This window comes from Myxococcus sp. AS-1-15 (assembly GCF_020037055.1).
Classification (GTDB): Bacteria; Myxococcota; Myxococcia; order Myxococcales; family Myxococcaceae; genus Myxococcus; species Myxococcus fulvus.
This window is the reverse complement of sequence record NZ_JAIQDF010000001.1, coordinates 1,152,557-1,177,914: the sequence shown is the minus strand read 5'-3', so window position 1 is coordinate 1,177,914 and position 25,358 is coordinate 1,152,557. Positions and strand designations below refer to the sequence as shown.

The 25,358-nt window shown below is 71.3% G+C and carries 22 protein-coding genes and 1 tRNA gene; 11 read left to right on the top strand and 12 right to left on the bottom strand.

Translation table 11 applies throughout. The features are described from left to right. Nucleotides 1–21: 21 nt before the first annotated feature. Complete coding sequence (locus K8625_RS44370; protein WP_223745393.1) at nt 22–378, bottom strand: putative metal-binding motif-containing protein; 357 nt, start codon at nt 376–378, stop codon at nt 22–24. A 267-nt stretch (nt 379–645) separates the two neighbouring features. Next, the gene (locus K8625_RS04850) at nt 646–1,554 is read right to left on the bottom strand and encodes a hypothetical protein (protein ID WP_223781956.1); all 909 of its coding nucleotides are present in this window, start codon (nt 1,552–1,554) and stop codon (nt 646–648) included. Between the two features lie 150 nt (nt 1,555–1,704). On the opposite strand from K8625_RS04850, the gene K8625_RS04845 reads away from it, so the two are divergent. Then, nucleotides 1,705–2,445 (top strand): DUF3142 domain-containing protein, encoded by a 741-nt coding sequence (locus K8625_RS04845; protein WP_223781955.1) that lies wholly within the window; start codon nt 1,705–1,707, stop codon nt 2,443–2,445. After that, entirely contained in the window at nt 2,442–4,676 is a 2,235-nt protein-coding gene (locus K8625_RS04840; RefSeq protein WP_223781954.1) for a hypothetical protein, read from the top strand. Before K8625_RS04845 ends, K8625_RS04840 begins: the two co-directional genes overlap by 4 nt. A gap of 21 nt (nt 4,677–4,697) precedes the next feature. Here K8625_RS04840 and K8625_RS04835 read toward each other — a convergent pair whose 3' ends face one another. Beyond that, nucleotides 4,698–5,831 (bottom strand): hypothetical protein, encoded by a 1,134-nt coding sequence (locus tag K8625_RS04835; protein WP_223745389.1) that lies wholly within the window; start codon nt 5,829–5,831, stop codon nt 4,698–4,700. Nucleotides 5,832–5,997: 166 nt separating this feature from the next. On the opposite strand from K8625_RS04835, the gene K8625_RS04830 reads away from it, so the two are divergent. Continuing rightward, entirely contained in the window at nt 5,998–6,426 is a 429-nt protein-coding gene (locus K8625_RS04830) for a hypothetical protein (RefSeq protein ID WP_223745388.1), read from the top strand. 14 nt (nt 6,427–6,440) lie between these two features. Here the strand turns inward: K8625_RS04830 and K8625_RS04825 are convergent, their stop codons facing one another. Continuing rightward, a complete protein-coding gene (locus K8625_RS04825) occupies nt 6,441–6,809 on the bottom strand; it encodes a cupin domain-containing protein (protein ID WP_223745387.1) in 369 nt (122 codons plus the stop codon). A gap of 203 nt (nt 6,810–7,012) precedes the next feature. Further along, complete coding sequence (locus tag K8625_RS04820; protein ID WP_046715299.1) at nt 7,013–7,216, bottom strand: cold-shock protein; 204 nt, start codon at nt 7,214–7,216, stop codon at nt 7,013–7,015. A 351-nt stretch (nt 7,217–7,567) separates the two neighbouring features. Here K8625_RS04820 and K8625_RS04815 point away from each other — a divergent pair, with 351 nt between their 5' ends. Genes K8625_RS04815 through K8625_RS04800 form a run of 4 tightly spaced genes read left to right on the top strand, consistent with a single transcriptional unit; the run spans nt 7,568 to nt 10,652 of the window. Then, nucleotides 7,568–8,083, top strand: a complete 516-nt coding sequence (locus tag K8625_RS04815) for a periplasmic heavy metal sensor (RefSeq protein ID WP_223745386.1) — start codon at nt 7,568–7,570, stop codon at nt 8,081–8,083. A gap of 36 nt (nt 8,084–8,119) precedes the next feature. Beyond that, nucleotides 8,120–8,362 carry a hypothetical protein gene (locus K8625_RS04810; protein ID WP_141328574.1) on the top strand — a complete coding sequence of 81 codons (243 nt, stop codon included), beginning with the start codon at nt 8,120–8,122 and terminating at the stop codon, nt 8,360–8,362. Between the two features lie 14 nt (nt 8,363–8,376). After that, the gene (locus tag K8625_RS04805; protein WP_046715302.1) at nt 8,377–9,057 is read left to right on the top strand and encodes a response regulator transcription factor; all 681 of its coding nucleotides are present in this window, start codon (nt 8,377–8,379) and stop codon (nt 9,055–9,057) included. Beyond that, the gene (locus tag K8625_RS04800; RefSeq protein ID WP_305070632.1) at nt 9,057–10,652 is read left to right on the top strand and encodes an ATP-binding protein; all 1,596 of its coding nucleotides are present in this window, start codon (nt 9,057–9,059) and stop codon (nt 10,650–10,652) included. The genes K8625_RS04805 and K8625_RS04800 overlap by 1 nt, the downstream gene beginning before the upstream one ends. Nucleotides 10,653–10,769: 117 nt before the next feature. On the opposite strand, the gene K8625_RS04795 is transcribed toward K8625_RS04800, so the two are convergent. The 5 genes from K8625_RS04795 to K8625_RS04775 form a co-directional block, all read right to left on the bottom strand. Beyond that, complete coding sequence (locus K8625_RS04795) at nt 10,770–11,609, bottom strand: carboxypeptidase regulatory-like domain-containing protein (protein ID WP_223745385.1); 840 nt, start codon at nt 11,607–11,609, stop codon at nt 10,770–10,772. Nucleotides 11,610–11,692: 83 nt separating this feature from the next. Continuing rightward, a complete protein-coding gene (locus tag K8625_RS04790) occupies nt 11,693–12,550 on the bottom strand; it encodes an ABC transporter permease (RefSeq protein WP_223745384.1) in 858 nt (285 codons plus the stop codon). After that, nucleotides 12,547–13,536, bottom strand: a complete 990-nt coding sequence (locus tag K8625_RS04785; RefSeq protein WP_223745383.1) for an ABC transporter ATP-binding protein — start codon at nt 13,534–13,536, stop codon at nt 12,547–12,549. Before K8625_RS04785 ends, K8625_RS04790 begins: the two co-directional genes overlap by 4 nt. A 31-nt stretch (nt 13,537–13,567) precedes the next feature. Continuing rightward, nucleotides 13,568–14,452, bottom strand: coding sequence for a heme o synthase (gene cyoE / locus K8625_RS04780; protein WP_223745382.1), 885 nt, complete (start codon nt 14,450–14,452; stop codon nt 13,568–13,570). A gap of 288 nt (nt 14,453–14,740) precedes the next feature. Further along, a complete protein-coding gene (locus tag K8625_RS04775) occupies nt 14,741–17,116 on the bottom strand; it encodes a tetratricopeptide repeat protein (RefSeq protein WP_223781953.1) in 2,376 nt (791 codons plus the stop codon). Between the two features lie 193 nt (nt 17,117–17,309). On the opposite strand from K8625_RS04775, the gene K8625_RS04770 reads away from it, so the two are divergent. The 4 genes from K8625_RS04770 (at nt 17,310) to K8625_RS04755 (ending at nt 22,827) form a co-directional block, all read left to right on the top strand. Next, a tRNA-Ala gene (locus K8625_RS04770) sits at nt 17,310–17,385 on the top strand. Between the two features lie 106 nt (nt 17,386–17,491). Then, nucleotides 17,492–18,100 carry a DUF2760 domain-containing protein gene (locus K8625_RS04765; protein ID WP_223745380.1) on the top strand — a complete coding sequence of 203 codons (609 nt, stop codon included), beginning with the start codon at nt 17,492–17,494 and terminating at the stop codon, nt 18,098–18,100. A gap of 61 nt (nt 18,101–18,161) precedes the next feature. Then, nucleotides 18,162–20,024 carry an Hsp70 family protein gene (locus tag K8625_RS04760; RefSeq protein ID WP_223781952.1) on the top strand — a complete coding sequence of 621 codons (1,863 nt, stop codon included), beginning with the start codon at nt 18,162–18,164 and terminating at the stop codon, nt 20,022–20,024. A gap of 25 nt (nt 20,025–20,049) precedes the next feature. Beyond that, nucleotides 20,050–22,827, top strand: a complete 2,778-nt coding sequence (locus K8625_RS04755; RefSeq protein ID WP_223745378.1) for an Hsp70 family protein — start codon at nt 20,050–20,052, stop codon at nt 22,825–22,827. 115 nt (nt 22,828–22,942) lie between these two features. Here the strand turns inward: K8625_RS04755 and K8625_RS04750 are convergent, their stop codons facing one another. After that, complete coding sequence (locus tag K8625_RS04750) at nt 22,943–23,335, bottom strand: hypothetical protein (protein WP_141332656.1); 393 nt, start codon at nt 23,333–23,335, stop codon at nt 22,943–22,945. Between the two features lie 224 nt (nt 23,336–23,559). After that, the gene (locus tag K8625_RS04745; protein WP_223781951.1) at nt 23,560–25,353 is read right to left on the bottom strand and encodes a bifunctional UDP-sugar hydrolase/5'-nucleotidase; all 1,794 of its coding nucleotides are present in this window, start codon (nt 25,351–25,353) and stop codon (nt 23,560–23,562) included. Between the last annotated feature and the right edge of the window lie 5 nt (nt 25,354–25,358).

The following is a 25,358-nucleotide window of genomic DNA, read 5'->3' as shown; positions in this document are numbered from 1 at the left end:
ATGCCCGGCGGAGGGTCTCACTCAGGGCTCATGGCACAAGGGGTCGCCATTGCACGGGTTGGGATTGGGGTTCGTCGGCCCGCCGCAGTACGGGGCGATGTACCCATCGCAGTTGTTGTCGATGGTGTCCCAGCAGGACTCCGCCTGTCCCGGGTTGATGGACGCATTGCTGTCGTGGCAGTCGATGCCGTTGTTCGTGTAGCCCCTCGGACGGTTGCACGCGTACTGCCAATGGCCGCCGTGCCCGTAGCCGTCCCCGTCCTGGTAGCGAGTGGTACGCCCCCGCCGCGACCCGCGCCACCGACTGCCCGCCCGCGAGCGAACCGCGCTGGGTCCGCGACTCCGACTCCGACGCGTCGATGGGCAGCGTCTCGCCACAACCCATCCCCAATGCCAACAAGGCCGCCCGACACCAGCGGAACCCTGGGGGTCCTGCTGCCACTGTCTGCCTTTCAAGAGCGCCACTCCTGACACACCTCGGCCTTCCTCCCGAGACCGGGGTATCCGTGGGGGAATCAAGACATGGGAGGGCCGGTGACCGTAACCCAAGCATCGACAATGAAACACGGGTGAGCCGTGACACCCGAGCCAGGTGTCAGTCCCCCAGTTCCGAATGACCCGGTGTGGAAGGAGCGCCGAGGCGCGCTACTGGGCCGAGAGGACTTCCGGAGGGATGGGCTCCAGCGGCACCATGACGAAGCGCTGCGCGGAGTCCACGGAGACCACGCCCTTGGCAAGGGTGGCCATCTCCCCCGCGACGCGGCGCCAGCGGCCCTCCTCGACGAGGAACTCGCCGCGCCCCACATAGGACATCTCCATGGTGGCGGGGATGGGTTTGGCCAGCGCGGGGTTCTCGTAGCGGCCGGCGTGGCGCTCCGCGACGGTGAAGTCGATGACGGCCACCGTGGTGCCCTCGGCCTCGCGCTCCAGGGACACCAGCTCCACGCGGTTGATGGCGTCACTCTCGCCGTTCCAGTTCTTCCCCATGTCGACCAGGTCGGCGCTGTGGGTCCACACGTCGCCCACGGACACCGGGCGCGACGGCAGCTCCACCATGAAGGCCACCAGGTTGCGGTGCTCGCGCTTCAAGTCGCTGGTGACCAGCCCCGAGGGCGTGAGGGTGGCCCGAATCTGCACGCCGCCCTCCATGGCCTTCAGCTGCCGGGCCAGCTCCTTGGCCTCCTTCGACGCGCGCTTCGTCTTGGGAATCTCCATCTTCGTCACCACCACCCGCGCGGCCACGTCACCCGAGGGCTTCGGGGACAGCACGAGCGCCATGGCGGACTGGGTCGGCTGCGCCATCTCGAACAGCTTCTTGCGCTTGCCGGCGGGCTCGCCCCGCAGCCGGACGCCGGAGATGTCCACCTTCATGGTGCTCGACTTCGGGGACATCGTGTCCATCGTGTACGAATAGCCGAGCGAGGACGGCGGCACCTTCCAGCGGAGCGTCACCGGCGCGCTCCCCCCGGTCGGGGACGCCGCGACGGCCCACCCTGGCACCAGCATGGACAGGGCGACCAGCAACGTGACGCGGCATTCCAGAGACCTGGGCATGACACCATCATCAAGCGTGCGCGGGTGTTTTCGATAGTCCCCGCCCGCCACGAGCCTCGCCGCCGTCTGGCACTGGCATTGCTTTATCGTGAGGGGCGCGGTCCCGTGGCCACGCTCGCCCGTCATTCCCCCAACCCGCATGAGGCCGCAATGCCACGCCGTGGCAGTCTCGCCACCCTGCTCCTGGGCCTGGCCGTGTCGTGTCCGCTCCAGCCGGCGCCCCCACTCGCCCCCCGCGTCGTCCTGTGGGCGTGGGAGCGCCCCGAGGACTTGAGCTTCCTCGCGAATCCCTCCGTCGAGGTGTCCGTCCTCCTGGCGACGCTGGAGCTGCGTGCGTCGCGATGGCGCACCCACTCGCGCCAACAGCCCATCCGGCTTCCGGCCGGCAAGCGCCCTCGCGGCACCATCCGCCTGGAGATGCGCGACGGCGCCTCACTGGCGCACTACTCGCCCGCCCAGCTGCGCGGGGTGGCCCAGCGCCTGGTCGACCTGGCCCGCGCCCGGGACGTGTCCATGCTCCAGATCGACTTCGACGCCCGCGAGTCGGAGCAGGCGGCGTATCTGGCGTTGCTGCGCCAGACGCGCGAGCTGCTGGGCGCCTCGCGTCCCTTGTCCATCACCGGGCTCGCCTCGTGGTGCACGCAGGGGAGCTGGTTGGAGCAGGCCCCCGTGGACGAGGTCGTCCCCCAGCTGTTCCGCATGGGCCCGGAGGGGCCCACGTGGCGCGCCCGGTTCGCGCGCGGCGGCGCGGCGCCGTGTGGCCGAAGCGTGGGCCTCGCGCTCGACGAGCGACACCGCGCGCCCTCCGGCGTGGACACGCTCTACCTCTTCAACCCCCGCCCCTGGACGTCGGAGTCGCTCGCCCAGGCACTGAAGGACCTGACGCCATGAAGCCCCTCCTCGCGCTCTGCCTGTGGCTCCTCCTGTTGTGGCCCGCCGCTCCGGCCGAGGCATGTGGTCCCGGGGGTGATCAGGCCAGCATGTACTCGCATCCCGACGCCCCCTTCGAGCGCTTCGCCGCGGGGCACCTGGAGATGCTCGCGGGCACACACCACCCCATGCACCTCGCCTATGCGTGGCGTTGGATGATGGGGGTGCCCACCACACCCGAGGAACAGCGCGCGGTGGTGGACACCTGGAAGCGCATGGAGGGCGAGCTGGAGCGCGGTGACACCTCGAAGGAGCAGGGGGTCTGGAACGAGGCCAGGTCGCTGGCCCTCCACTCCCTCGGCCTGGACTCCGCGAGACTCACATCCCCCCGCTCCGACATCCCGGAGGAGGAACGTCACATCCACGGCGACGCGTTCGAGCGCGCCGCGGAGACCGTGGGGACCTTGTCCCGGCTGTGGCGAAAGCACCCGGCGCTGCTGCTCGAGTGGGTCGACGCCCAGAACGCAATCTTCGCGGGCTCCTGCCAGCCCCTGCCCGCGATGAGCGCCGAGGACCTCGATGACGTCGGGCGCCCCGTTAAACCCTCCGCGCCGGTGCAGGCCCGCCGGCAGGCCGAGCGCGACTACCAGGTCGCCGCCTCGCACCTGTATTGCAGCCGCTTCGACGAGGCCCTCGCCGCGTTCCAGGCCATCGAGGGACACCGCGACACCCCCTACCGGGCCCGCGCCGCGTATCTCGTGGCCCGCACGCAGGTGCGCCGGGCCCTCAAGGAGCACAGCCCCTGGGGCAGCGGACAGCCCGAGGAGGAAGCCCGCTTCATGGCTCGCCTCGACGAGGCGGATGCGACCATCACCCGCATCCTCGCGAGGCCCCGACTGCGCGCCGTCCATGCGCAGACCCGGCGCCTGCGCAGCCTCGTCCGCTCCCGCACGCAACGCGAGGCGTGGGTCTGCACGCTGCCGACGCTCGTGCTCCAGCCCGGCACGGGGTCCGCGCTCGCGGCGGAGCTGGGCGACTTCGACCTGTCGTTCGAGCCGGGTCGCAAGTGTCCGTCGAGCCCCGCGCCCACCCAGGAGATGCTCCAGTGGATTCACGTCATGCAGCAGGCCGCCGAGACCTGGACCCCGGAGCAGGAGCAGCAGAAGCGGGAGGCCTATGTCGTGGCGCTCGCGAGATGGAAGCAGACCCACCTCGCCCCCTGGCTCGTCGCCGCGATGCTCAAGGCGCGGGGAGACTCTCCGGAGGTGGGCACGCTGCTCGTCGCGTCGGCCCGGGTGCCCCTCTCCGCCCCCCAAGGGCTGACCCTCGCGCTGCACACCGTGAGGCTGCTGCGGGAGCAGCGATTGCTGGACGCGGCACGCGAGCGCCTGGCCGCCGTGCCACTCGAGCAGGTGCGGGCACGTCCCACGAGCAACAAGTTCGTCCACGCTGAGCGGCTCCTGCTCGCCACGAGCTGGGAGGCCTTCCTGGGCATCGCCCTGGAGCGCGTCGCCGAGGAAGCACCGTGGACCCGCCCCGCCCTGGCCGACGGTCGGCTGGAGCAGCCCGCGGCCTTCAGCTACGCGGCGCTCTCCCTCCTCAACACGCCCATCACCGCGCGTCGCCTGGTCGCGCTGAGCTCTGACGAGCGGGTGCCCCCGGCCCATCGCCAGCAACTGCGATGGACCGCCTTCGTGCGAGCCGCCATCCTGGGCGATGATGAGACCCTCCAGGCCCTGGCGACAATGCTGGCCGAGTCGGAGCCCACCGCCCGGAGCGAGCTGCGCGCGATGCTCGGCAGGACGACCGTCGAGGAGCGGATGTTCGAGGCGCGGCTGCTCGTGATGGGGCTGCCCGTGCTCTCGGTCACCCTGGTGACCGACCCGAGGCGCATCTGGCACCCCGGCCTCACCACCTTCACCTCCGGGAAGGACAACTGGTGGTGCACACTGTACCCGGTGCAGGCGACACCGTTCTCCTTCGTGAGTGAGGAGGAGCGCGTGACGGCGGTCTCGGAATGGCAACGGATTGTCGAGGCGGGGAGCGCCGTGGTGTACTTCTCGAAGGTCGCGCTCGCATGGGCCAAGGAGCACCCGAAGGACCCTCGCTCGCCCATCGCCCTGTACCGCGCCGTGCGCGCCAGCAAGCGGGTCTGCAACCAGAACACCCCCGAGGCCATGGCCGCCTTCCGCCATCTGCACCGGCACTACGGCAAGAGCACCTGGGCCCAGCAGGTGCCCTATGTCTATTAGCGCCCCGTCACGGCCGGTCCGTCACTGAATCGTGGAGTTGGTGACGGTGATGGGCGTGTCCGAGTGATTCGAAATCTGGGGGTGCGTCACGTACCAGGAGCCGCCCAGGTTGTTCTGGATGACCGAGCGGTCGATGCGGATGTCGCCCGAGTGGTCATTGCTGACGAAGAAGATGGCGCTGCCGTGCGCGTTGACCTCGTTGTGCTCGATTCGCGTGCCGCACAGGGACAGCGTCATCCTGTTGCCGTCGTTGTAGATGGCGCCGCCGCTGCCGCCACCCGGCGTCCCTGGGCGCGAGGGATTGGCGCCGTTGCCGATGGCCCGGTTGTGGGAGAACAGGCTGTTGATGACGGTCCATGACACGCCGATGCTGCTGATGCCGCCGCCGTTCGAGCAGGCCCCGCCATAGCCCGCCTTGCCTCCGAAGGTCGTGTTCACCACGTACACGGGCAAGTCATTGTACTGGTCGAACACACGGAGCGCGGCGCCGCCCACGTCGGGGCCCACGTCCGCGCACGCGTTGTTGAAGAAGCGGGAGTTGATGACCTTCACGCGGCCACCGCGAACCCAGACCGCGCCGCCGCCGTCGAACTCCGTCTCGCTCTTGGAGCTGGCGTCGATGAAGGTGAGGTTCTGGAGCGTCAGCCGGGGGTGGTCCTGGTTGTCGCAGTGCGCGGTGGTCCAGACCTGATTCCTGTCACAGGTGTTCATGTACAGGATGCGGTGCCGGCCCGCGCCGCTGAGCGTCACCAATCCCTTTCCGTCGATGACGATGTCCGGCCCCTTGTCGTTGAAGACCTTCGCCGTCCGGTCGAGCGTGAGCGTCACCGGCTCCGGCCCACAGTCGAAGGTGATGACGCCGCCCTTGGCCACGGCGTCGATGAACGCGGCGCTCGTGCAGCTCGCGGGCGTGCCCGTGCCGACGACGGTGGTGGGCCTGGAGACATCCGCGAGCCCCGCCTCCGCGGGCACGCCGCAGGTGGCCTCCGCGTTCGGGTTGCCGGCCGGCGGACCGTCCTTGGGATTGGTCAGCGGGTTTGGGACATCCACGCCGGGCGAGTCGTCGCTCGAGCAGCCCGGCGCGACGATGAGCGCGACGCCCAAGCCGAGCACCGCGCAGCGAGCAGACCATCGATGACGCCTCTTCGGATGCATGGGGTCTCCAGGTGGCGGTTGGGGGACCCCGCCTCGGCGCGAGGATACAATCCTTGGAACCGCTACGGCGCGAGGACCTTCACGCGCATCCTCTCCCTCCTGGAGCAGCACCTCCGAAGAAGCGGTGCACGACCAGGAAGCGAGGCTGCTTCCGAATAGACAGGGGATGACCCTCTCGCGCCGAGTCCTCACCGCCTGCGTGCCGCTGCTCTGCGCGGGCTGCGTCACACCCTACCAGCCGATGACGGGCTCGGGCGGCTATCACGACATGGAGGTGGCCCCGGGCGTCATCCAGATTGAGGTGCGCGGCAATCCGCAGACACACCTGGGCACGCTGCAAGGCTACTTCCACCGGCGGGCCGCGGAGCTCTGTGGGGGGCGCGAGTACGACTGGTCCTTCGACACGGGGAGCCAGGGCGGGCCGCTCCTTTTCGTCGGGAAGAGCTCCAGTACGTCCATCATCGTCACGGATTCTCCCGTGAACCGGCGGCACTGGGTGAAGGGCACCATCCAGTGCCGCGACGCCGCGCGGGCGAGCTCGGACGTCGCGCTGGAGGCGGCGGTGCCTCTCGAGGAGGCCCCGCCCAAGCCCTGAGCCCCGCCGCTCCGTCACGCCTTCGCGGGCTTCTGCTCGCGCGCGCCCTCGTCGCGGCCGTGCACGGCGGCCGGAGGGCTGGTGGCCTCCACCGCGGAGAAGGTCTCCAGAATCTTGTACGTGTGGCTGGCGCCGCGCGGCACGAGCCACGAGTCACCGGGGTTGAGCAGGATGAGCTGCCCCTCCAGATGCAGCTCCGCGCGGCCCTTCAGCACGAAGCCCACCGTCTCGTAGTCACGCGGCGCGGCGGGCTTGGGCTCCCCTGGCGGCTCGTCCTCCCACAGCCGCATGGACAGCCGCACGCCGGAGGCCAGGTACTTCTGCCCCATCTCTCCCCGGGGCGAGTGCCGGCTCTCCACCTTCTTCACGCTGGTATCCCCCATGGCTCGCGTCCCCTTCGCCCTCGGGCGTCTGGCGGCGGATGCGCCGCGCGTTCCCGTCGAAGGTAAGCCCCGACGCCCGGCCCGACGCGGCTGGCGCCCACGCCCGCCTGCCCCGCGGCCCTGAGCCCGCAAAGACGAAGGCCCAGCCTCCCCTAGGGAAGACCGGGCCTCGGGCTCACTCAAGGGTGGCCAGGATGACGCGATTAGCCCGCCGCGCGGACGTTCTGGGCCTGCAGCCCCTTGGGGCCACGGGTCACCTCGAACTCCACCTTCTGCCCCTCCTGCAGGGTGCGGAAGCCATCCATGTTGATGGCGGTGTGGTGGCAGAACACGTCCTCACCGCTGTCCTGCGCGATGAAGCCGAAACCCTTGGCGTCGTTGAACCACTTCACAGTACCGAATGCCATGTGACCTTCTTCTTTCTGCTAGACGGCGACCCGGGACCAGCCGGACCGCCAGTGCGGGGCGGACATCGCTCCGACACTGAAGCGAGAATCTACCTCAAGGACCGTTTTGTCCACCCGACCCCCACCCAGCGGGCAGGCGGTCGTCGGCCAGAGGACAGTCCCAGGGGCTGAAAATCGCTCCAGAGGTCAACAGGCCACATTCGCCCCTTCATCCCGGGACGGTGCGAAAGCCCTTCACGTTTCTTCACGGGGCCCCGGGCGTTGGCTTCACACCCGCCCTCTACCTTCCTGCCCATCCAAGACGGAGGCGCGCCATCCCGGCCCGCTCCGCTGGGAAGGAGCAGGACCTTCATGTTCGGATTTCTGTTCGGCTCGGCCTGTCTGGCCGGCCTCATCTACACCGTGCGGGGTGGCCGAGGCTGGCGCCACCATGGACCTCGGCGGGGAGGTCGCTTCGGCTGGCGGATGCGCCTGCGCTGGCTGTTCGAGCGGCTGGAGACCTCTCCGGGCCAGGAGAAGGTCATCATCCAGGCGACCGAGGAGCTCACCGAGGCCTTCGACAAGCTGCGTGACGAGGTGCGCCCCAGCCGCGCCGCGATTGGCACCGCGCTCAGGGGGGAGCACTTCGACGGCGCCGCGCTGCGGGAGCTCTTCGCCCGCCACGACGTCGCGGTGGACAACGCGCGCAAGACGCTCCAGGGCGCGCTGTCGCAGGTGCACGAGGCACTGGACCCGCGCCAGCGCCGTGAGCTGGCGGACGTGCTCGAGCACGGCTGGGGCCATGGCCACGGCGCGGGCCCCGGGTGGCACGGGCGCCGCTGCGGCGGGCACCAGGGCTGGCGAGGCGATGACCACCCGATGGTCTGAAACCCTCTCACACACGAATCGAGGAACCCCATGTTCATGATGCGACCCCGCCGCGGCATCCTCATCGTCGTCCTCACCCTGGGAGTCATCGGAGGCTTCATCTCCGGCTTCCAGAGCCTCTCTCGCCACCACGGTCCCTGTCGCGGCGACAGGGGCGCGGAGCGCTGGGGACGTCGAGCGCCCGCGGCCAACGGGCCCGAGTGCCCCCCGGACGCCACCGCGACCGCCGGCTCGCCGTCCTCCACCACGACCCAGGCTCCAGCGCCCGGGCCGCGTTAGTATCGACTCCGTCCATGTCCACACGCGTCCTGCTCATCGACGATGACACCCGCATGTATGAACTGCTCGCGCAGTACCTCGGGCAGAACGGCGTCAGTGTGACGCATGCCCCGGATGGGGGGCGGGGGCTCGCCGCGCTGGAGGCCAGTGCCTACGACGCGGTGCTGCTGGACGTGATGATGCCGGGCATGGACGGCCTCGAGGTGTGCAAGCGCATCCGCGCCAAGAGCCGCATCCCCGTCGTCATGCTCACCGCGAAGGGTGACGAGACGGACCGCGTGGTGGGGTTGGAGCTGGGCGCGGACGATTATCTTCCCAAGCCCTTCAGTCCCCGGGAGCTGCTGGCGCGCTTGAGGGCGGTGCTGCGGCGCTCGCAGCCGTCGGCGGTGGCGGACCGGTTGGAGGCGGGCGGATTGTCCATCGACGTGGCCGGGCGCGAGGTGCGAGCGGAGGGCAAGCTGGTGGACCTGACGGGGCTGGAGTTCGACCTGCTGGTGGCGCTGGTGCGCCGCGCGGGCCGCGTCATCCCCCGGGACGCGCTGCTGGGTGAGGCGGGGCGCAGCGACACGGTGGTGGGCGAGCGCACGGTCGACGTGCACATCTCCCACTTGAGGCAGAAGCTGGGCGACATCGGCACGCGGCTCATCAAGACGGTGCGCGGCGTGGGCTACGTCTTCGCCAAAGAGGGCCTCTGATGGGCCACCGGGACGACAAGGGTGGCAAGGGCGAGCCGAGGCGCTCCTCCCCCTGGCGCCGCGACGACTGCGGCCCGTGGGACTTGAGCTGCGAGGAGGCCGAGGAGTTCTCACGCTGGCTCCACCGCGAGGTGGAGGAGGCACGGGCCCAGGGACAGGGTGGACAGTGGGCGAACGACGACTCCGCGTCGGACAAGCGTCCGGGCTGGGGACGACGTCCCGGGGGTTGGGGGAAGCATCCCCGGCACGAGCACATCGAGCGGTGGCGGCGACACCATCAGGCGCGCTGGAGTCACTGGCGCATGAGCCGGTTGGGCCACTTCGTGCGTTCCCGGCTGCACCGGCGCCTGTTCATGTGGTTCGGGTTGACCATCTCCCTGACGGGCCTGGTCGTGGGCCTGGTGTTCAACATCGTCGGAGGCACCACCTGGAAGCAGGAGATGGTCCGGCTCAAGAACTTCGCGAGCCACCGCTTCGAGGAGGTCTGGGACGAGCCCGCGCGCAGGGAGGCGCTGGCGCAGTCGGTGGCGCGGGACCTGGACATCGACGTGGAGCTGAAGGACGCGTCGGGCAAGCTGCTCGTGCTGGCCGGAGGGCTGTGCAACAGCACCGAGATGTCCCTCCCGGTGGTGCGCGGAGACACCACGCTGGGGCAGGTGCGGCTGTGCTACGGGAGCGAGCGCGCCAAGAACAAGATGAAGTTGATCCTCCCGCTGGTCGCCGCGTGCCTCATGCTGTGGATGGCCTCGGGGAAGATGGCGCGCAGGCTGGCCAAGCCCGTGGATGCGCTGGTGCAGGCCACCAAGGCGCTGGGCGCCGGACGGCTCGACGCTCGCGCCGAGGTCCTCCCCCACGCGACGGGTGAGTTCACCGTGCTGGCGGTCGCCTTCAACGACATGGCGGGGCGCATCGAGAAGCAGGTGGCGGACCAGCGCGAGCTGCTCGCGGCGGTGTCGCACGAGCTGCGCACGCCGCTGGCGCGGATGCGCGTGCTGACGGAGCTGTTGCGCGACGGCGGCGGGAATCCCAAGACGCTGGACCAGGTGGACCGCGAGGTGGTGGAGCTGGACGCGCTGGTGGGCGAGCTGCTGGCGAGCTCGCGGCTGGACTTCGGACAGCTCACGCCCCGGGTACTGGATGGGCGCACGCTGGCGAGTCAGGCGCTGGAGCGCGCGGGGCTGCCGCCCGAGCTGCTCGACTCGGAGCTGCCGGAGGCGGTGCTGGTGGGCGACGCGACGCTGCTGGGGCGCGCGCTGGTCAACCTGCTGGACAACGCGCGCAAGCACGGCGGCGGCGCGAGCACGCTGCGGGTGGAGGAGCGCGAGGAGGACATGTGCTTCTGCGTGGAGGACCGGGGTCCGGGGCTCCTCCAGGGTGAGGAGGAGCGCATCTTCCAGCCCTTCTACCGGAAGGACCGGGGCGGCGAGGCCCGCGAGGCGGGCTCACTGGGACTGGGGCTCGCGCTGGTGCAGCGCATCGCGAAGGCCCACGGTGGCGAGACGTTCGCGGAGAACCGCGAGGGCGGTGGCGCCCGCGTGGGCTTCACGGTGAAGAAGGCGGGGCCGCCGGGCTCGCTGGAGCAGCCCGCGGCGTAGGCGGGGCCTCCTCGCGAACGTGGCGAGGAGCCCTTTCCATCGAAGCGGACCCTGCGTCGTGCGCGAGGCCCGCGCCGCGAGGGGCCTTTCGTCTCGCGGAAGGCGCCCCTCCCAGCCCTACTTCTTCGCGGACGCGTCCTCGGCGGTGAACGCGAAGGCGACGGTGGCCGGCGCGTCGTCCTTCACCGTGACTTCGGCGCTCTTGGTGCCGAACGTCTCGTGCCACGCCTCCAGGGTGTACGTGCCCGCGGGCAGGCCCTGGATGGCGAAGGTGCCGTCCTCTCCCGTGGTGGCGAAGAACGGGTTCGGGTTGCTCACCACGAACGCGGTCATCCACGGGTGCACGTCACACTTGAGCTTCAGCACGTCATCCGCGGCGGGCACGGACTTCTGCACCGGCGCGCCCGAGGGCGGCTGGGCCACGTTGAAGGCCGACTTGGTGCCCACCACGCCGCGCACGTTGTGCAGCGTGCCGTCGCTGTTCTTGAAGACGACGGGCTGCCCCGCCACCGCGCCCTGCACCCGCGGCACGTAGGTGCACTTCGACTGGTCCACCACCACCGGCTCGCTCGGCACCGTGGAGGCCCCCGGCACAGCGCCTCGCACGCGCACCAGCACGTTGCGCAGCTTGCCGTCCTTCACCAGCACCGCCTCGTCCTTCGACGCCCGCCCCTCACAGGCAGGGTCCGCGCTGGGCGGCAGGTCCGCCGCGACGGGCGCCGTGCCCGTGAAGGTCACCGTGCCCTTCACCTCGCCCTTGCCCACGGGGACGTTCGTCGTCTGCCCCGGCGCCTGGATGGGCGTGGCGGCGTGCGGCGCCTTCTCCTCGGGCGCGCGAGCCGCCTGGGCGGGCGCGGCGGGCGGAGGCGTGGCCGGGGCCTCCTCCTTCTTGCAAGCGGGCAGGGCCAACAGCCCCGCGGCTCCCAGCATCGACAGGCCGAGCGTGCGCAGCGTCATGTGCAATCTCCTCGGTGAACCGGTACTTCGTCCGCGCTCCCTCGTAGTCAAAGGACGCGGACCTGTCCAACGGCCCGTCCGCGCTATTCGCGCCGGCTGACGCTCGCCGCCGCCAGCCCCAGGAACACCGCCGCGAACGCCAGCAGCACCGGCACCTCCCAGCCCGCGCCGGACAGGGGCGAGCCCACCGCCACGGACGCCTCGGCGCCGTACAGCGCGCGCCGCACGCCCTCCACGGAGAAGCGCATCGGGTTGAGCACCATCACCCACGACAGCCAGGTGTCCGCGCCCTTCAGCGGGAACATGGCCCCGGACAGCACCCACATGGGCAGCATCACGATGCTCATCACCGCGTGGTAGCCCGCGCTCGAGCGAACCCACCACGCCAGCGACATGCCCATGCCCGTCAGCGCCAGCGCCGACAGCACCATCACCGCCACGAGCAGCGGCAGGTCCAGGGTGGCCGCGCTCACGCCGGCGAGCGGCGCCAGCAGCAGGAACAAGGACGCCTGCATCAGGGCAATCGCGGACGAGCCCAGCGCCTTGCCCAGCACCACCGCCAGCCGGGAGCCCGGCCCCGCGAGCACCGCCTGGAGGAAGCCCTCGCGGCGGTCCTCGATGACCGTAATCGTGGCGAAGATGGCGCTGAACAACAGCACCATGGTGACGACGCCCGGGAAGAAGAACTGCTGGTAGCCCAGCCCCTGCGCGCCCTCGACGCGGAACGAGCCCGCGAAGCCCGAGCCGATGACGAACCAGAACAGGATGGGCTGCGCCAGCGCGCCCACCACGCGGCTGGGCTGACGGAAGAAGCGCACCACGTCGCGCGCCATCAGCACCCGCACCGTCGCCCACTGCAGCGCCAGCGTGCCCGGCGCGCCCGGTGCCCGCGCGTCCTCGGCCACGGGGGGCGGCTGCGCGGTGGAAACCTCGGCGTTCATCGGCGTCTCCTCGGCGCGGCCTCCACGGCCGGCACGTCGGCGCCCAGCGCGCGCCCGGTGAGCTGCAGGAACACATCCGCCAACGTGGGGCGGCGCAGCGCGACGGACGTCATCCGCCCCGCCGGGAAGGACTCCACCAACCGGGGCACCAGCGCGTGGCCCTGCCGGGCCTCCACCTGCACCCGCCCCTCCACCACCTTCGCGTCCACGCCCAGCTTCTCGCGGACCTCCCGGGCCAGCGTCTCCGGCTCGGGCGCCTCCACCGTGAGGAGGTCCCCGCCCATGCGCGCGGCCAGCGCGGCCGGCGTGTCACACGCGACCAGCTTCCCCGCGTCGAGCACCGCCAGCCTGTCGCAGACCTCGGCCTCGTCGGCCCGGTGCGTGGTGAGCAGCACCGTCAGCCCCTCCGCGTCGCGCAGCCGCTTCAGGTGCGCCCAGAAGGTGCGGAAGGCGGCCTCGTCCAGGCCCTGCGTGGGCTCGTCCATCAACACCACGCGGGGCTGGTGCACCAGCGCGCGGGCCAGCTCCAGCCGGCGGCGCATGCCCCCGGACCACGTGCCCACCCGCTCGTCGCCCCGGTCCAACAGGCCGATGAGCCCCAGCATGGACTCCACGCGCTCGCGGGCCCGCTCGCCCGTCAGCCCGTACAGCCGGGCCCCGAGCATCAGGTTCTCCCGCGCGGTGAGCAGGTCATCCAGGCTGCCGCGCTGGAAGATGATGCCCATCTGCCGGCGCAGCGCCGGGTCGCTCAGGGACAGCTCGCGGCCGGCGAAGCGCACCTGCCCCGCGTCGGGCGCGAGCAGGCCCGCCAGGATCTGGAAGGTGGTGGACTTGCCGGCGCCGTTCGGGCCCAACAGGCCCAGGATTTCGCCGGGCCGCACCGACAGCGTGAGGCCGTCCACGGCCACGCGGTCCTTGAAGCGTCGGGTCAGCCCCTCGAGGTGGAGCAGCGCGGGTGGAGGGGTGTGAACCGAGGTATCAGGCATGGGCGGGCTTTCCGCCGGCTGCCCCGCGCGCCTAGCCGCGGGGAACGCGGTCCAGGCTCAGCGCCGCGAACAATCCGGTGAGGTAGATCAACGAGAAGATGAACGTCTGGCGCGCCCAGGGCTTCCCCAGCCGGCGGAAGAACCCCCACGCCCCCACTCCCAGGAAGCTCAGCCCCAGGCCCACCGCGGCCGCCAGGTACCAGGAGCCGGCGATGTGGAGCTGGAAGGGCAGCAGCGTCATGGGCACCAGCGCCACCAGGTAGAGGACGATCTGCGCGCGGCTGGACTCGTCGCCGCGCTCAATCGGCACGGACTTGAGGCCCGCCGCCGCGTACTCCTCCTTGCGGAACAGGGCGATGGCGATGAAGTGCGGCATCTGCCACAGGAAGAGGATGGCGAAGAGCGCGAAGCCGCCCGCGTCGATGCGGTCCGTCACCGCCGTCCACCCCATCAGCGGGGGCAGCGCGCCGGGGACGGCGCCCACCAGCATGGCCGCCGAGGTGCGCGCCTTGAGCGGCGTGTACGCCAGCACGTAGCTGAGCAGCGCGAGCAGGCCCAGCGCCGCCGTCAGGAGGTTGGCGCCCAGGGCCAGCGCCGGCAGGGACACCGCCGCCAGGGAGATGCCGAACCACAGCGCCACCGCCGGCTCCATGCGTCCGGAGGGCAGCGGCCGGTTCTGCGTGCGCGCCATGAACTTGTCGCTGTGGCGCTCCCAGTAGCAGTTGAGCGCGTTGGCCGCGCCCACCGTGCCGGCCGTGGCCAGCAGCGTCACCAGGGCATGGCCCGTGGACAGGGGACCTGGGGCCAGCCACATGCCGCCGGCCGTGGTGATGAGGACCAGGCTGGAGAGCCGGGGCTTCATCAGGGAGATCAGGTCGGACGCGGTCGTCGACACGGACTCGGCACGCGCGCTCAAGCGGACTCCAGGGGAGAGCGTGACAGGGACGCTGCCGACGCGGGAACCGCCCTCCCATACAGGCACCACCGGGGGGTGGGCAAGGACACGTCACCACGACGCGCCGGCCACGAACGGCCGCCCGCCCGGCGCCACACCGTGGCTCGGGCTCGCGTCCTCGTGTCTTGAAGGGTTCGGGAAGGCAAACACCCGGGGCATAGCCCCACTCGCGGGGGCCATCAACCCGGGGGGGCCGGGGCCGTGCGCGCCCTGCTGGCCGCGCGCATCAGCCCCACTTGTCCGACCTGCTCAGCCCCCGGTGAGGGTGCGCGCCGCGGTGGCGTGCTCGCCGCTCGGCTCGCGCTTGAGGTACTCCTGCGCCAGCATCTTCGCCTTGGGGCCCTGCTTGGCGTCCTTGGAGAGCAGCGTGGCGTAGAAGTAGTACGCCGGGGAGAAGGCCTCGTCGGCGTTGAGGGCGCGCTGGTACGTCTCGTCCGCCTTCGCCGCGTCGCCCTTGCCCTGGTAGACGCGCGCCAGCTCCGTGAGCGCGATGGCCGAGCGCTCGGGCTGGCCGACGAACTCCTGGCTCGCCTTCTCCAGCTGCGTCTGCGCGTTCGTCCAATCGGAGCGCTCGCGGTAGATGGCACCCATGGCCAGGCGGGCCTCGGGGTTCTTCGCCTTGGGGTCCTTCACCGCGCGCTCGTACTGCTTGAGGGCCTCATCCAGCTTGCCCTGGCGGCGGTAGGCGTTGCCCAGCATGACGACCAGCTTGGGGCTGTCGCCCATCGTCTTGAGGGCCGTCTGGAGCGCCTCGGCGGCCTCCTTCTCGCCGCCCTGCTTGCCCATCAGGGCCTTGGCCAGCTCGACGTGGAACTGCGCGCGCGAGCCGTCCACGCGGATGGCCTTGCGGATCTCCTCGGCGGCCTGGTCGAAGCTTCCCTCGGTCAAGAGCCGGCGGCCCTTGATGAGGTGCAGGTCCGGGTTCTGCTTGTCGAGCGTGAAGCCCGTCTCCTCGCTCTTGAGCATCTCCGCGCGCGCCTTCTGGGCGTCCAGCGGCACGCCCGTGGCCTCCACCAGCTTCTGCTGCATGTCCGGCTTCTCGTTGGGCAGCGACGCGGAGACGCGGCTGACCAGGAGCGAGCGCGCCAGGTGCGCGGCGGCCAGCTGACGGGGCGACGGCGGGGGCTCGGCGTCCAGCAGCTTCTTCAGCATGGACTGGACCAGGGGGTAGTTGGGCGAGTCCTGGTCGAGCATCAGGAGGGAGCGGCCCAGGAGCGACTCCGGGTGGTCCTTCTCGTAGCGCAGGGCCAGGTCGTAGTTCTTCCAGGCCGTGTTGTCCTGGCCCAGCCGGCGGTACACCGCGCCCAGGCCCGAGTAGATGCGCGGGTCGTCGGGCGCGAGCACCTGGGCGCGCTCCAGCGAGTCGCGGCCGCGGTCCAGGTCACCCGCGTTCATCTGGATGAGGCCGAGCGTCAGGTAGAGCAGCGAGCTGGAGCGCCCCTGGGCGTCCAGGCCCTTCACCGTCTCCTCCAGCTTGCCCAGGGCCTCCTTGCCCTTGCCGCCGTAGGTCTGCACCAGCGCCTCCGCGGCGATGAGGTGCGAGCTGACGTCGCCCGCCTTCATGCCCGCGGCCAGGTGCTCCTCGGCGCGGCGGCGCGCGTCGTCACCGCCGCCGTGCTCACCCCAACGGATGGCGTAGGCGTACGCCAGGTAGCCGTGGGCCAGGCCGGAGTCGGAGTTCACCTCCAGCGCCTTGTCGGCCGCCTCACACGCCTTCTTGTAGCTGTCGAAGGAGTCGCGCTTGAGCAGCTCCGCGGACGCCTCCAGGTGCTTCTTCAGCTCCCGGGCCACGTTGCGCGTGTGCCGCGTGTACATCATGTAGCCGGGGATGAAGAGGACCAGGGCGCCCAGCAGCGCCACCGTCACCCACTTGCCGCGTCCCCCACCCTGAGACGAATTGCGACGGCCGCGGGGCGAGTCGTCCTCGTCGTCGTCCTCCACCTCATCCACCACCACCGGCTGGGGGCGGCGGGGCTGGGCGGGGGCCGGACGCTGCGCGGGCGACTCGGCACGCACCGGGGCCGAGGAGCCCGAGGGCGCGCGCGGCGTGGCCGCGGGCTTGGGCGTGGGCGTGGGCGCGGAGACAGGCTCGGCCGTGGCGGCGACACCGCTGGCCAGCGACGCGGCGGACTGCTGCGTGGCGCTGGGCGCGAGCACCGGCGGCGCGGCGACGGGCGCCTGGGGCGCGGCCGGCCGCGGCGGGTCGATCTTGTGCTGCTGCAGCAGCGTGACGGTGTCCGGGTCTCCCGGGTCCACGCTGTACGCCTTGAGGAGGTTCGCCTTGCCAGGCTCGGCTTCGCCCGTCTTCAGCTGCAGGGCGCCGGCCATGCGCAACGCGCCCTTGTCCTCGGGCTGGACCTGGAGCGCGCCGAGCGCCTCCTCCAGGGCCTTCTTGTCCTTGCCCTGCTCCGCATACACACGGGCGAGCAACAAGCGAGGGTCGGCGGCGTTCGGATGCGCCTTGACGCCCTTCTTGCAGACGACCATCGCCTCCATGAAGCGACCCATGCTCAGGTACGCTTCGGCTAGAGGCTTGTAGGCGGCGGACGAGGGGTCGGAAGCGAACGCGTGTTCGAGCTTCGCGAGCTCGGCCGGGCTCAACGTCTTCGAAGGGGAGGTAGACATTACCGGGGGGAGGGACACCGGGCGGAAAGGGTACGCCTGAGAAGAGGGGTTTTTATGGCATCCGCTGCGCGGCACGTCAATCGCACGGATGAGACCTGAAGGCTTGCGCTTGACAGCAGGGAAGGGGTCCGGTACTAGCCCGTTCACCTTCGGCGGCCCAAAACGCCGGGGCGCAGCACGCAGGGCCATTTGTGGGGGTGTAGCTCAGTTGGGAGAGCGTCGCGTTCGCAATGCGAAGGTCGTCGGTTCGATCCCGTCCACCTCCACCATGCAGCAAACGAAGGGCCTCACGGGAAACCGTGAGGCCCTTTGCATTTGGGGCTTTTCGAGCAACTGCCGAATTGCAAAGCAGGCGGGCTTTGTTATCCGGAGCCGATGACTGACCCGTCCGCCTCCCTGTCGTTCTTCGCGCGGTTCTGGCTCGCCTGGCTCTGCTTCTGGCGCTGCCTCGTCTCCGGAGACTTCGCCCGCGCGGTTCTGCCGGCCAGCCGGGCCTACGACGCCGGGCAGCTGAACCTGCTCCCCTCCGGTGAGGCCACGCCCGCCACCCCGCCCCCGGCGGTGAAGCCCCCCGAGCCGCCCCCTGCCCTGCCGCCCGAGCGCGAGCACGCCAGCGCCCTGACGCTGCTGGCGATGCTGCAACGGGAGGGTCGGCTGGTGGACTTCCTCCAGGAGAACGTGGCCGCCTACTCGGACGCCGAGGTGGGGGCCGCGTGCCGCACCGTCCATGAGGGGTGCCGCAAGGTGCTCGGCCAGTACTTCACGGTGAAGCCGGTGCTGCCCGAGTCGGAGGGCGCGTCGGTGACGGTGCCCGCGGGCTTCGACGCCCAGCGCATCCGCCTCACCGGAAACGTGACGGGCACCCCGCCCCACCACGGGACGCTGCGCCACCATGGTTGGGTGACGACGGAAGTGAAGTTCCCGGCGGTGAGCACCGCCATGGACCCGCGAGTGCTTGCCCCGGCGGAAGTCGAGCTCGCCTGAGCGTCACCCGGCGGACAGGCAGACCGGACAAAAGGGAGCCCCCCAGGAGTTCAAGCCCGATATGGCCCGCTATTCCATCGGCATCGACCTTGGCACCACCCACTCGGCGGTGTCGTACTTCAACCTCGAGGACGGCAAGCCTCGGGGCCGCTCGCAGTCCATGCTGCCCATCCCGCAACTGACGGCGCCCGGCACCCTCGAGGCCCGTCCGCTGCTGCCCTCCTTCTTGTATCTGCCCGCGGCGCAGGAGTTCCCGCCAGGGAGCCTCGCGCTGCCGTGGAACCCGGACGCGTCCTCGGTCATTGGAGAGCTGGCGCGCTCGCACGGGGCCAAGGTGCCCACGCGGCTGGTGTCCTCGCCCAAGAGCTGGCTGTCGCACCCGGGCGTGGACCGGCGCTCGCCGCTGTTGCCCTGGCAGGCGCCGGAGGACGTGCAGCGCGTGTCCCCGCTGGATGCGTCCGCCCGGTTCCTGCGCCACCTCAAGGAGGCGTGGGACTCCACCTTCGCCCCGGGGCGCGAGGAGGCCGACAACCAGCTGGCCCGTCAGGACGTCATCGTCACCGTCCCCGCCTCGTTCGACGCGGCGGCGCGCGAGCTGACGCTGGAGGCGGCCAAGGCGGCGGGAATCGAGCACCTCACCTTGTTGGAGGAGCCGCAGGCCGCGCTGTACGCGTGGCTGGAGGCGATGGGCGAGACGTTCCGCCAGCAGGTGAAGCCCGGCGAGGTCATCCTGGTGGTGGACGTGGGCGGCGGCACGTCCGACTTCTCCGTCATCACCGTGAAGGACCGGGACGGCGAGGTGGAGCTTTTGCGCGTGGCGGTGGGCGACCACATCCTGCTCGGCGGCGACAACATGGACCTGGCGCTGGCGCACACGCTCAACCAGCGCCTGGCGGCCGAGGGCAAGAAGCTGGACCCGTGGCAGTTCAACGCCCTCACCCATGGATGCCGGCAGGCGAAGGAGACGCTGTACGCGGACACCTCGCTGGACAAGGTGCCCATCTCCATCCCCAGCCGGGGCTCGTCGCTCATCGGCGGCACGCTGCGCACGGAGCTGACGCGCGAGGAGCTGGACCGGGTCCTCACCGACGGCTTCTTCCCGGTGACGCCGCTGTCGGAGCTGCCTCGCACGGCGCGGCGCACGGGCCTGGCGCAGATGGCGCTGCCCTACGCGCAGGACGCGGGCGTGTCGCGGCACCTGGCGGCGTTCCTCACCCGGCAGGCGCAGGCGCTGAAGTCCAGCCACGACGCGCCGGTGGACGTCGGCGACAAGTCCTTCCTGCACCCGACGGCGGTGCTCTTCAACGGTGGCGTCTTCAAGGCCGGGCCGCTCAAGGCGCGCGTCATGGAGGTGCTCAACCTGTGGTTGAGGGCGGACGGCGGCGAGCCGGCGAAGGAGCTGGAGGGCGCGGACCTGGACCTGTCGGTGGCGCGCGGCGCGGCGTACTACGGCTGGGTGCGGCAGGGGAACGGCCTGCGCATCCGCGGCGGCACGGCGCGCGCGTACTACGTGGGCGTGGAGTCGTCGATGCCGGCGGTGCCGGGCTTCGAGCCTCCGGTGAAGGCGCTGTGCGTGGCGCCCTTCGGCATGGAGGAGGGCACGCAGGCGGACGTGCCGCCGCAGGAGTTCGGGCTCGTCACGGGGGAGCCCACGAGCTTCCGCTTCTTCTCCTCCTCGATGCGGCGCGACGACCGCGTCGGCACGATGGTGGAGGACGTGGCGGACGAGCTGGCGAAGGGGGAGATGGAGGAGCTGGCCCCCATCGAGACCACCATGCCCGGACAGCCCGCGGCCTTCGGCGACCTGACGCCCGTCAATCTGCAGGCGGCGGTGACGGAGGTGGGGACGTTGGAGCTGCGGTGCCTGGAGAAAGGTGGCGACGGGCGTTGGAAGCTGGAGCTCAACGTCCGCATGAAGGAGTAGAACGCCGACCGGCAACCGGAGGTGTATGCGAATCGTCGGCATCGACCTGGGCACCACCCACTGCGCGGTGGCGTCCGTGGACCCCGCCCGGGGCGCGAGCGCGCCCGTGGAGGACTTCCCCGTCTCGCAGCTCGTCCGACAGGGGGAGGTGGCGCCGCGCGCGCTGCTTCCCTCCACCGTGTACGTGCCCGCGGGCCACGAGCTGAGCGCCGAGTCGCTGCGCCTGCCCTGGGGTGACGACGGCGGGCCGTGGGTGGTGGGAGAGCTGGCGCGCTGGCAGGGCTCGCGCGTGCCGGGCCGGCTGATTGCCAGCGCGAAGAGCTGGCTGTGCCACCCGGGCGTGGACCGCTCCGCGCCCATCCTCCCGTGGGGCGCGCCCGCCGACGTGGCGAAGCTGTCCCCGGTGGACGCCAGCGCGCTCCTGCTCACGCACCTGGCGCGCGCGTGGGACTTCGCGCACCCGGAAGCGCCGCTGTCGCGGCAGGAGGTGGTGATTACGGTCCCCGCCTCGTTCGACGAGGCCGCGCGCGCTCTCACGGTGAGCGCCGCTCGCAAGGCGGGGCTGGAGAAGTTCACGCTGTTGGAGGAGCCCCAGGCGGCCTTCTACGACTACACCGCGCGCCACCGCTCGGACCTGGAGCAGACGCTCTCCCACGTCCGGCTGGTGCTGGTGGTGGACGTGGGCGGCGGCACCACGGACTTCACGCTGGTGCACGCGGGCGTGTCGCCCGAGGGCCCCATGCTGCGGCGACTCGCCGTGGGCGACCACCTGATGCTGGGTGGCGACAACATGGACGCGGCGCTGGCCCGGCGCGTGGAGGAGAAGCTCTTTTCGGACGGGCGGCGGCTGTCCGCCACGCAGTGGACGCAGGCCATCCAGGCCGCGCGCACCGCGAAGGAGGCGCTGCTCGGCAAGGCGCCTCCGGAAAAGTACGGCGTGTCGCTGGTGGGAGAGGGCAGCCGGCTGTTGGGTGGAACGCTGTCCTCGGAGCTGTCTCGCGAGGAGGCCCACGCGCTGGTGCTGGATGGGTTCTTCCCGCGCACGCCGCCCACGGAGCGGCCTCGCCGGGCCGCGCGCATGGCGCTCCAGGAGCTGGGCCTGCCGTACGTGCAGGACGCGGCGGTGACGCGGCACCTGGCGGCGTTCCTCGCGCAGCACGCGGCGGCGGGCTTCGCGGCGCTGGGCGAGACGCCTGCTTTCGAAGGCGCCCTCCCCCGCCCCGACGCCATCCTGCTCAACGGCGGCGTCTTCAACTCGCCCTGGATTTCGGAGCGGCTGGTGGAGGCCGTCTCGGGGTGGTGGCCGGACGCGCCGCGCATCTCGCTGTTGCGCCACGAGTCGCTGGAGCTCGCGGTGGCGCGGGGCGCGGCGTACTACGGGCTGGTGCGGCGTGGGCATGGCCTGCGCATCGGCGGTGGCGCGGCGCGCGCGTACTACGTGGGGTTGCAGCGTCCCGCGGACAGCGCGGAGCAGCCCGCCTTGTGCCTCATCCCTCGCGGCTTCGAGGAGGGACAGAAGGTGGACCTGGGCGAGCGCCCCTTCACGCTCACCCTCGGCAGGCCCGTGCAGTTCCAGCTCTACTCGACGACGAGCGACCGCATCGACAAGCCCGGGGATTTGGTGCCCCTGGCGGAGGACCTGAAGCCGCTGCCGCCCATCCACACACTGCTCAAGGGGGCGGCGGGCAAGGTGGCGGAGGTGCCGGTACACCTGCAGGCGGCGCTGACGGAGATTGGCACGCTGGAGCTGTACTGCGTCTCCGACGTCGCGGACGAGCGGTGGAGGTTGGAGTTCGAGCTGCGCGGCACGGGGGGCTCGCACGAGCTGACCGTCACCGAGTCCATGCCCGCGCGCTTCGTGGAGGCCAAGGACAACATCGAGCGCGTCTACGGGAACAAGCCACTGCCGTTGGGGCCCAAGGACGTGAAGCAGCTGGGGCGGACGTTGGAGAAGGCGCTGGGGCCGCGCGAGACGTGGCGGGTGCCGGTGCTGCGCGAGATGTGGAGCACGCTGTACGCGGGCGCGAGCAAGCGACGACGCACCGAGGACCACGAGCGCGTCTTCTACAGCCTCACGGGCTTCACGCTGCGCCCGGGCTTCGGGTATCCGCTGGACGGCTGGCGCGCGGAGCAGACCTTCAGCCTGTTCGACGCGCTGGTGCAGCACCACACGGACAAGGCGGTGTGGACGGAGTTCTGGGTGATGTGGCGGCGCATCGCCGGTGGGCTGACGGAGGCGCAGCAGCAGAAGCTCTACGCGTACCTGCAGCCGCACCTGTCGCGGAAGGTGCCCCCGAACGCGCCCGCCGCCGGGAAGCTCAAGGGCATCCAGCCCGAGGGGTTGGAGGAGATGGTGCGCACGGCCGCCTCGCTGGAGCACCTGTCGCCCGGGGACAAGGCGGAGGTGGGCCGGTGGATCGCCGAGCGGCTGAAGGCCGAGGCGAAGTCCGGTGGCCCGTGGGCGTGGTCCCTGGGACGGCTGGGCGCGCGGGTGCCGCTCTACGGCAGCAGCCACAAGGTCGTGGACGTGGAGACGGCCGAGGCGTGGCTGACGCTCCTGCTGGAGCTGGACCTGCGCAAGATCGACGGTGCGCCGTTCGCGGCGGCGCAGCTCGCGCGGCTCACCGGAGACAGGACGCGGGACGTGGACCCGGGCTTGCGCGAGCGCGCGGCCCAGGCGCTCGTCGCGGCCAAGGCTTCCGAGACGTGGGTGCGCATGGTGCGTGAAGTCGTCGCGCTGGAGGCGGCGGACGAGGCGCGCGCGCTCGGCGACACGCTGCCCGCGGGACTCCGACTGTCCTGAGCGGCGAGGTGGCTCCACGGGCACCGAGCCCCGTGCGAGCCGAAAGGACTCCCTCACGGGTCGGTGCGGGGCACGCGACCTCGTGGGAGTCCTCGCTGGAGCCTCGACGGGGCGATCAGCCCCGGATGTCCGGGAGCACGTCGGACGAGGCGGGCTCGGCGACGGCCTTGGGCGCGGCGCGCTCGACGACCTGGAGCACCGGCGTCGGCTCCGAAGGCGCGGCGGCCTCACCCTTGCCCGCCTTGGGCTTCTTGGTCCCCGCGCCCGAGCGGCACGTGCGGCACCAGGGCTGGTTCCGGATGGCACCGTCCGCCATCTTCCGCAGCCCGAACTGGGCCAGCGGCTTCAGCGTACGGCACTTGATGCACATCAACGAGATGAGGACCTCGTGACCATCCGCGTCGTAGACGGCGGACTTGCGCCGCTTGCGCGGCTGCGGCTGCCCCGGTTCACGCGGCTTCGCCTTCTCCGGCGGAGGCGTCATCATCGGGGTCACTTTGTAGAGCATGTCAGTCCCTCCCGCTCTCGGGGGCCCTCGCACGCAGTCCCTGATGGGGCCACCTCGGCACGGGCACTCGCGAGCCATAGAGTAAGGTGCCTTCCCTCCGTTGAAAACTGATCCCAGGCCGAAAATTCGGCCCGGGAGCGTTTTCATCGAAGTTTCCAAGGGTTGGACGGCCCCGTTCACTCCCAGCGGATCAACCCCCGGGCGAATTTTCAGCCCTGGCTCCCTCAACGCGAGGCGGTGGGACACGCCTCCGCGACACCGCTGTAGCGCACCCGCCCCAGAGTGGGCGTGGGCAGGACACCCCCGTGGGAGCGGCCGTAGGCGATCAACGCCTCGCGCAGGTCCATTCCCTGGAACGGGGCCAGCTCCGCGCGCTCGGGAGGCAGCGGCCGCGTCACGCCCTCCACCCCGTCCCCACCCCGCGCGAGGAAGTCCGGCACCGCCACCCGGTAGCGCTTCTCGGCGACCAGGGGTTTTCCGCCCTCCAGCGTGACGGACAGGAGCCGCCCCGGCCCCGGGCAGCGCGCCAGCGTCAGCTCCAGCCCGGACACCGCGAACACCGCGCCCCGGTCCACGCCGTGCGCCAGCTTCAAGAGGAGCTCCAGCTCCGCGCCGGTGAGCGTCAGCACCGCCACCGTGTTGTCGAAGGGCAGCGCCTGGTAGACGTGGCCGAAGGACAGCACCCCACCCGGCAGGTCCGCGCGGATGCCACCGGGGTTCATCACCGCGGCGTCCGCGCCCACCGCCTCGCGCAGCGCGTCCGCGACGACGTTGCCCAGCGCTCCCTCCTCCGTGAAGCCCCGGGCCAGCGGCGACGCACAGGACACACCCGCTTGCCGCCGCTGCGCCGCGTCCACCTGCGCCAGCGTGGGCGCGAGCAGCGCCTCCACGTCCGAATCCGGGCGCACCTCGGCGCCCAGGAACCTCGACGGCACCAGCGTCACCTCGGCGCGCTCGCGCAGCCGCCGGCCATCACAGTCCCCATGGACCGCGTCCACCTGCGAGCACAGGGGAATCGCCGCCTGGATGCGGGTGAGCGACGGCTCCACGCGTCGGCGGACGGGGTCGACGAACAGCTCCACCACGCCCACCGAGCGCGCCAGCCCCGTCGTCTCGATGACGGGCACGCCCTGGATGAAGTGGCCCATCACCTGGTGCGTGTGCCCCGCGACCACCGCGTCCAGCGTGCCCGGTGGCAGCGCGGCCAGCATGTCGACAATCTCCGCGTCGCCGCGCTCGCAGCTCGACGTGTCGCGCGGGTTCGACAGGTCCGGGCAGTGCCCGCCCGCGTGCGCCACCGCCACCACCACGTCGGCGCCGCGCGCGCGCAGGGAGCGCGACGCCTCCAGCGCCGAGGACGCCAGGGGCAGAAAGCGCAGTGAGCCGACGTTGGCGGGGTTGGTGACGCTCGGCGTGGACTCCGTGGTGAGCCCCAGCACGCCCACGCGCACGCCCTTCACGGTGAGCAGGTGCGTGCCGTCGTTGCCGAGCCACGCGGGCGTCCTGCCCGTGGCCGCGTCGCGGAGATTGGCGGACAGCATGGGGAAGCGCGCCTGCTTCACCCGGGCCTTCAGCGCGCCGAGCGGATCCTCTCCCGGAGTCAGCGCCATGGGCGAGGCGCCCACCGGGCCGTAGTCGAACTCGTGGTTGCCGATGGCCGCCGCGGTGAAGCCCAGGTGGTTGTAGACGTCCACCACCACGGCGCCCTCGGTGAGGTTGGAGGCCAGCGTCCCCTGGAAGAGGTCGCCACCATCCAGCAGCAGCACGCCGCCCGGATTGTCCGCGCGCAGTCGGGCGACGTACGCGGCGAGGGTGGCCGCGCCGCCCTCCTCCACCACGCGCCCGTCGGAGAGCCGCGTGCGGTGCGGCTCCACGTTGCCATGGAAGTCGTTGAGGCCCACCAGGGTGAGCCGCACGGGCTCGGCCGGGGACGCGGCGGGCGTCGGGGTGGCGGGCGTGCCGGCGCAGGCGGCGGCACAGGTCGCGAGCGCGACGAGGAAGGGACGCGGTGAACGCATGAGCG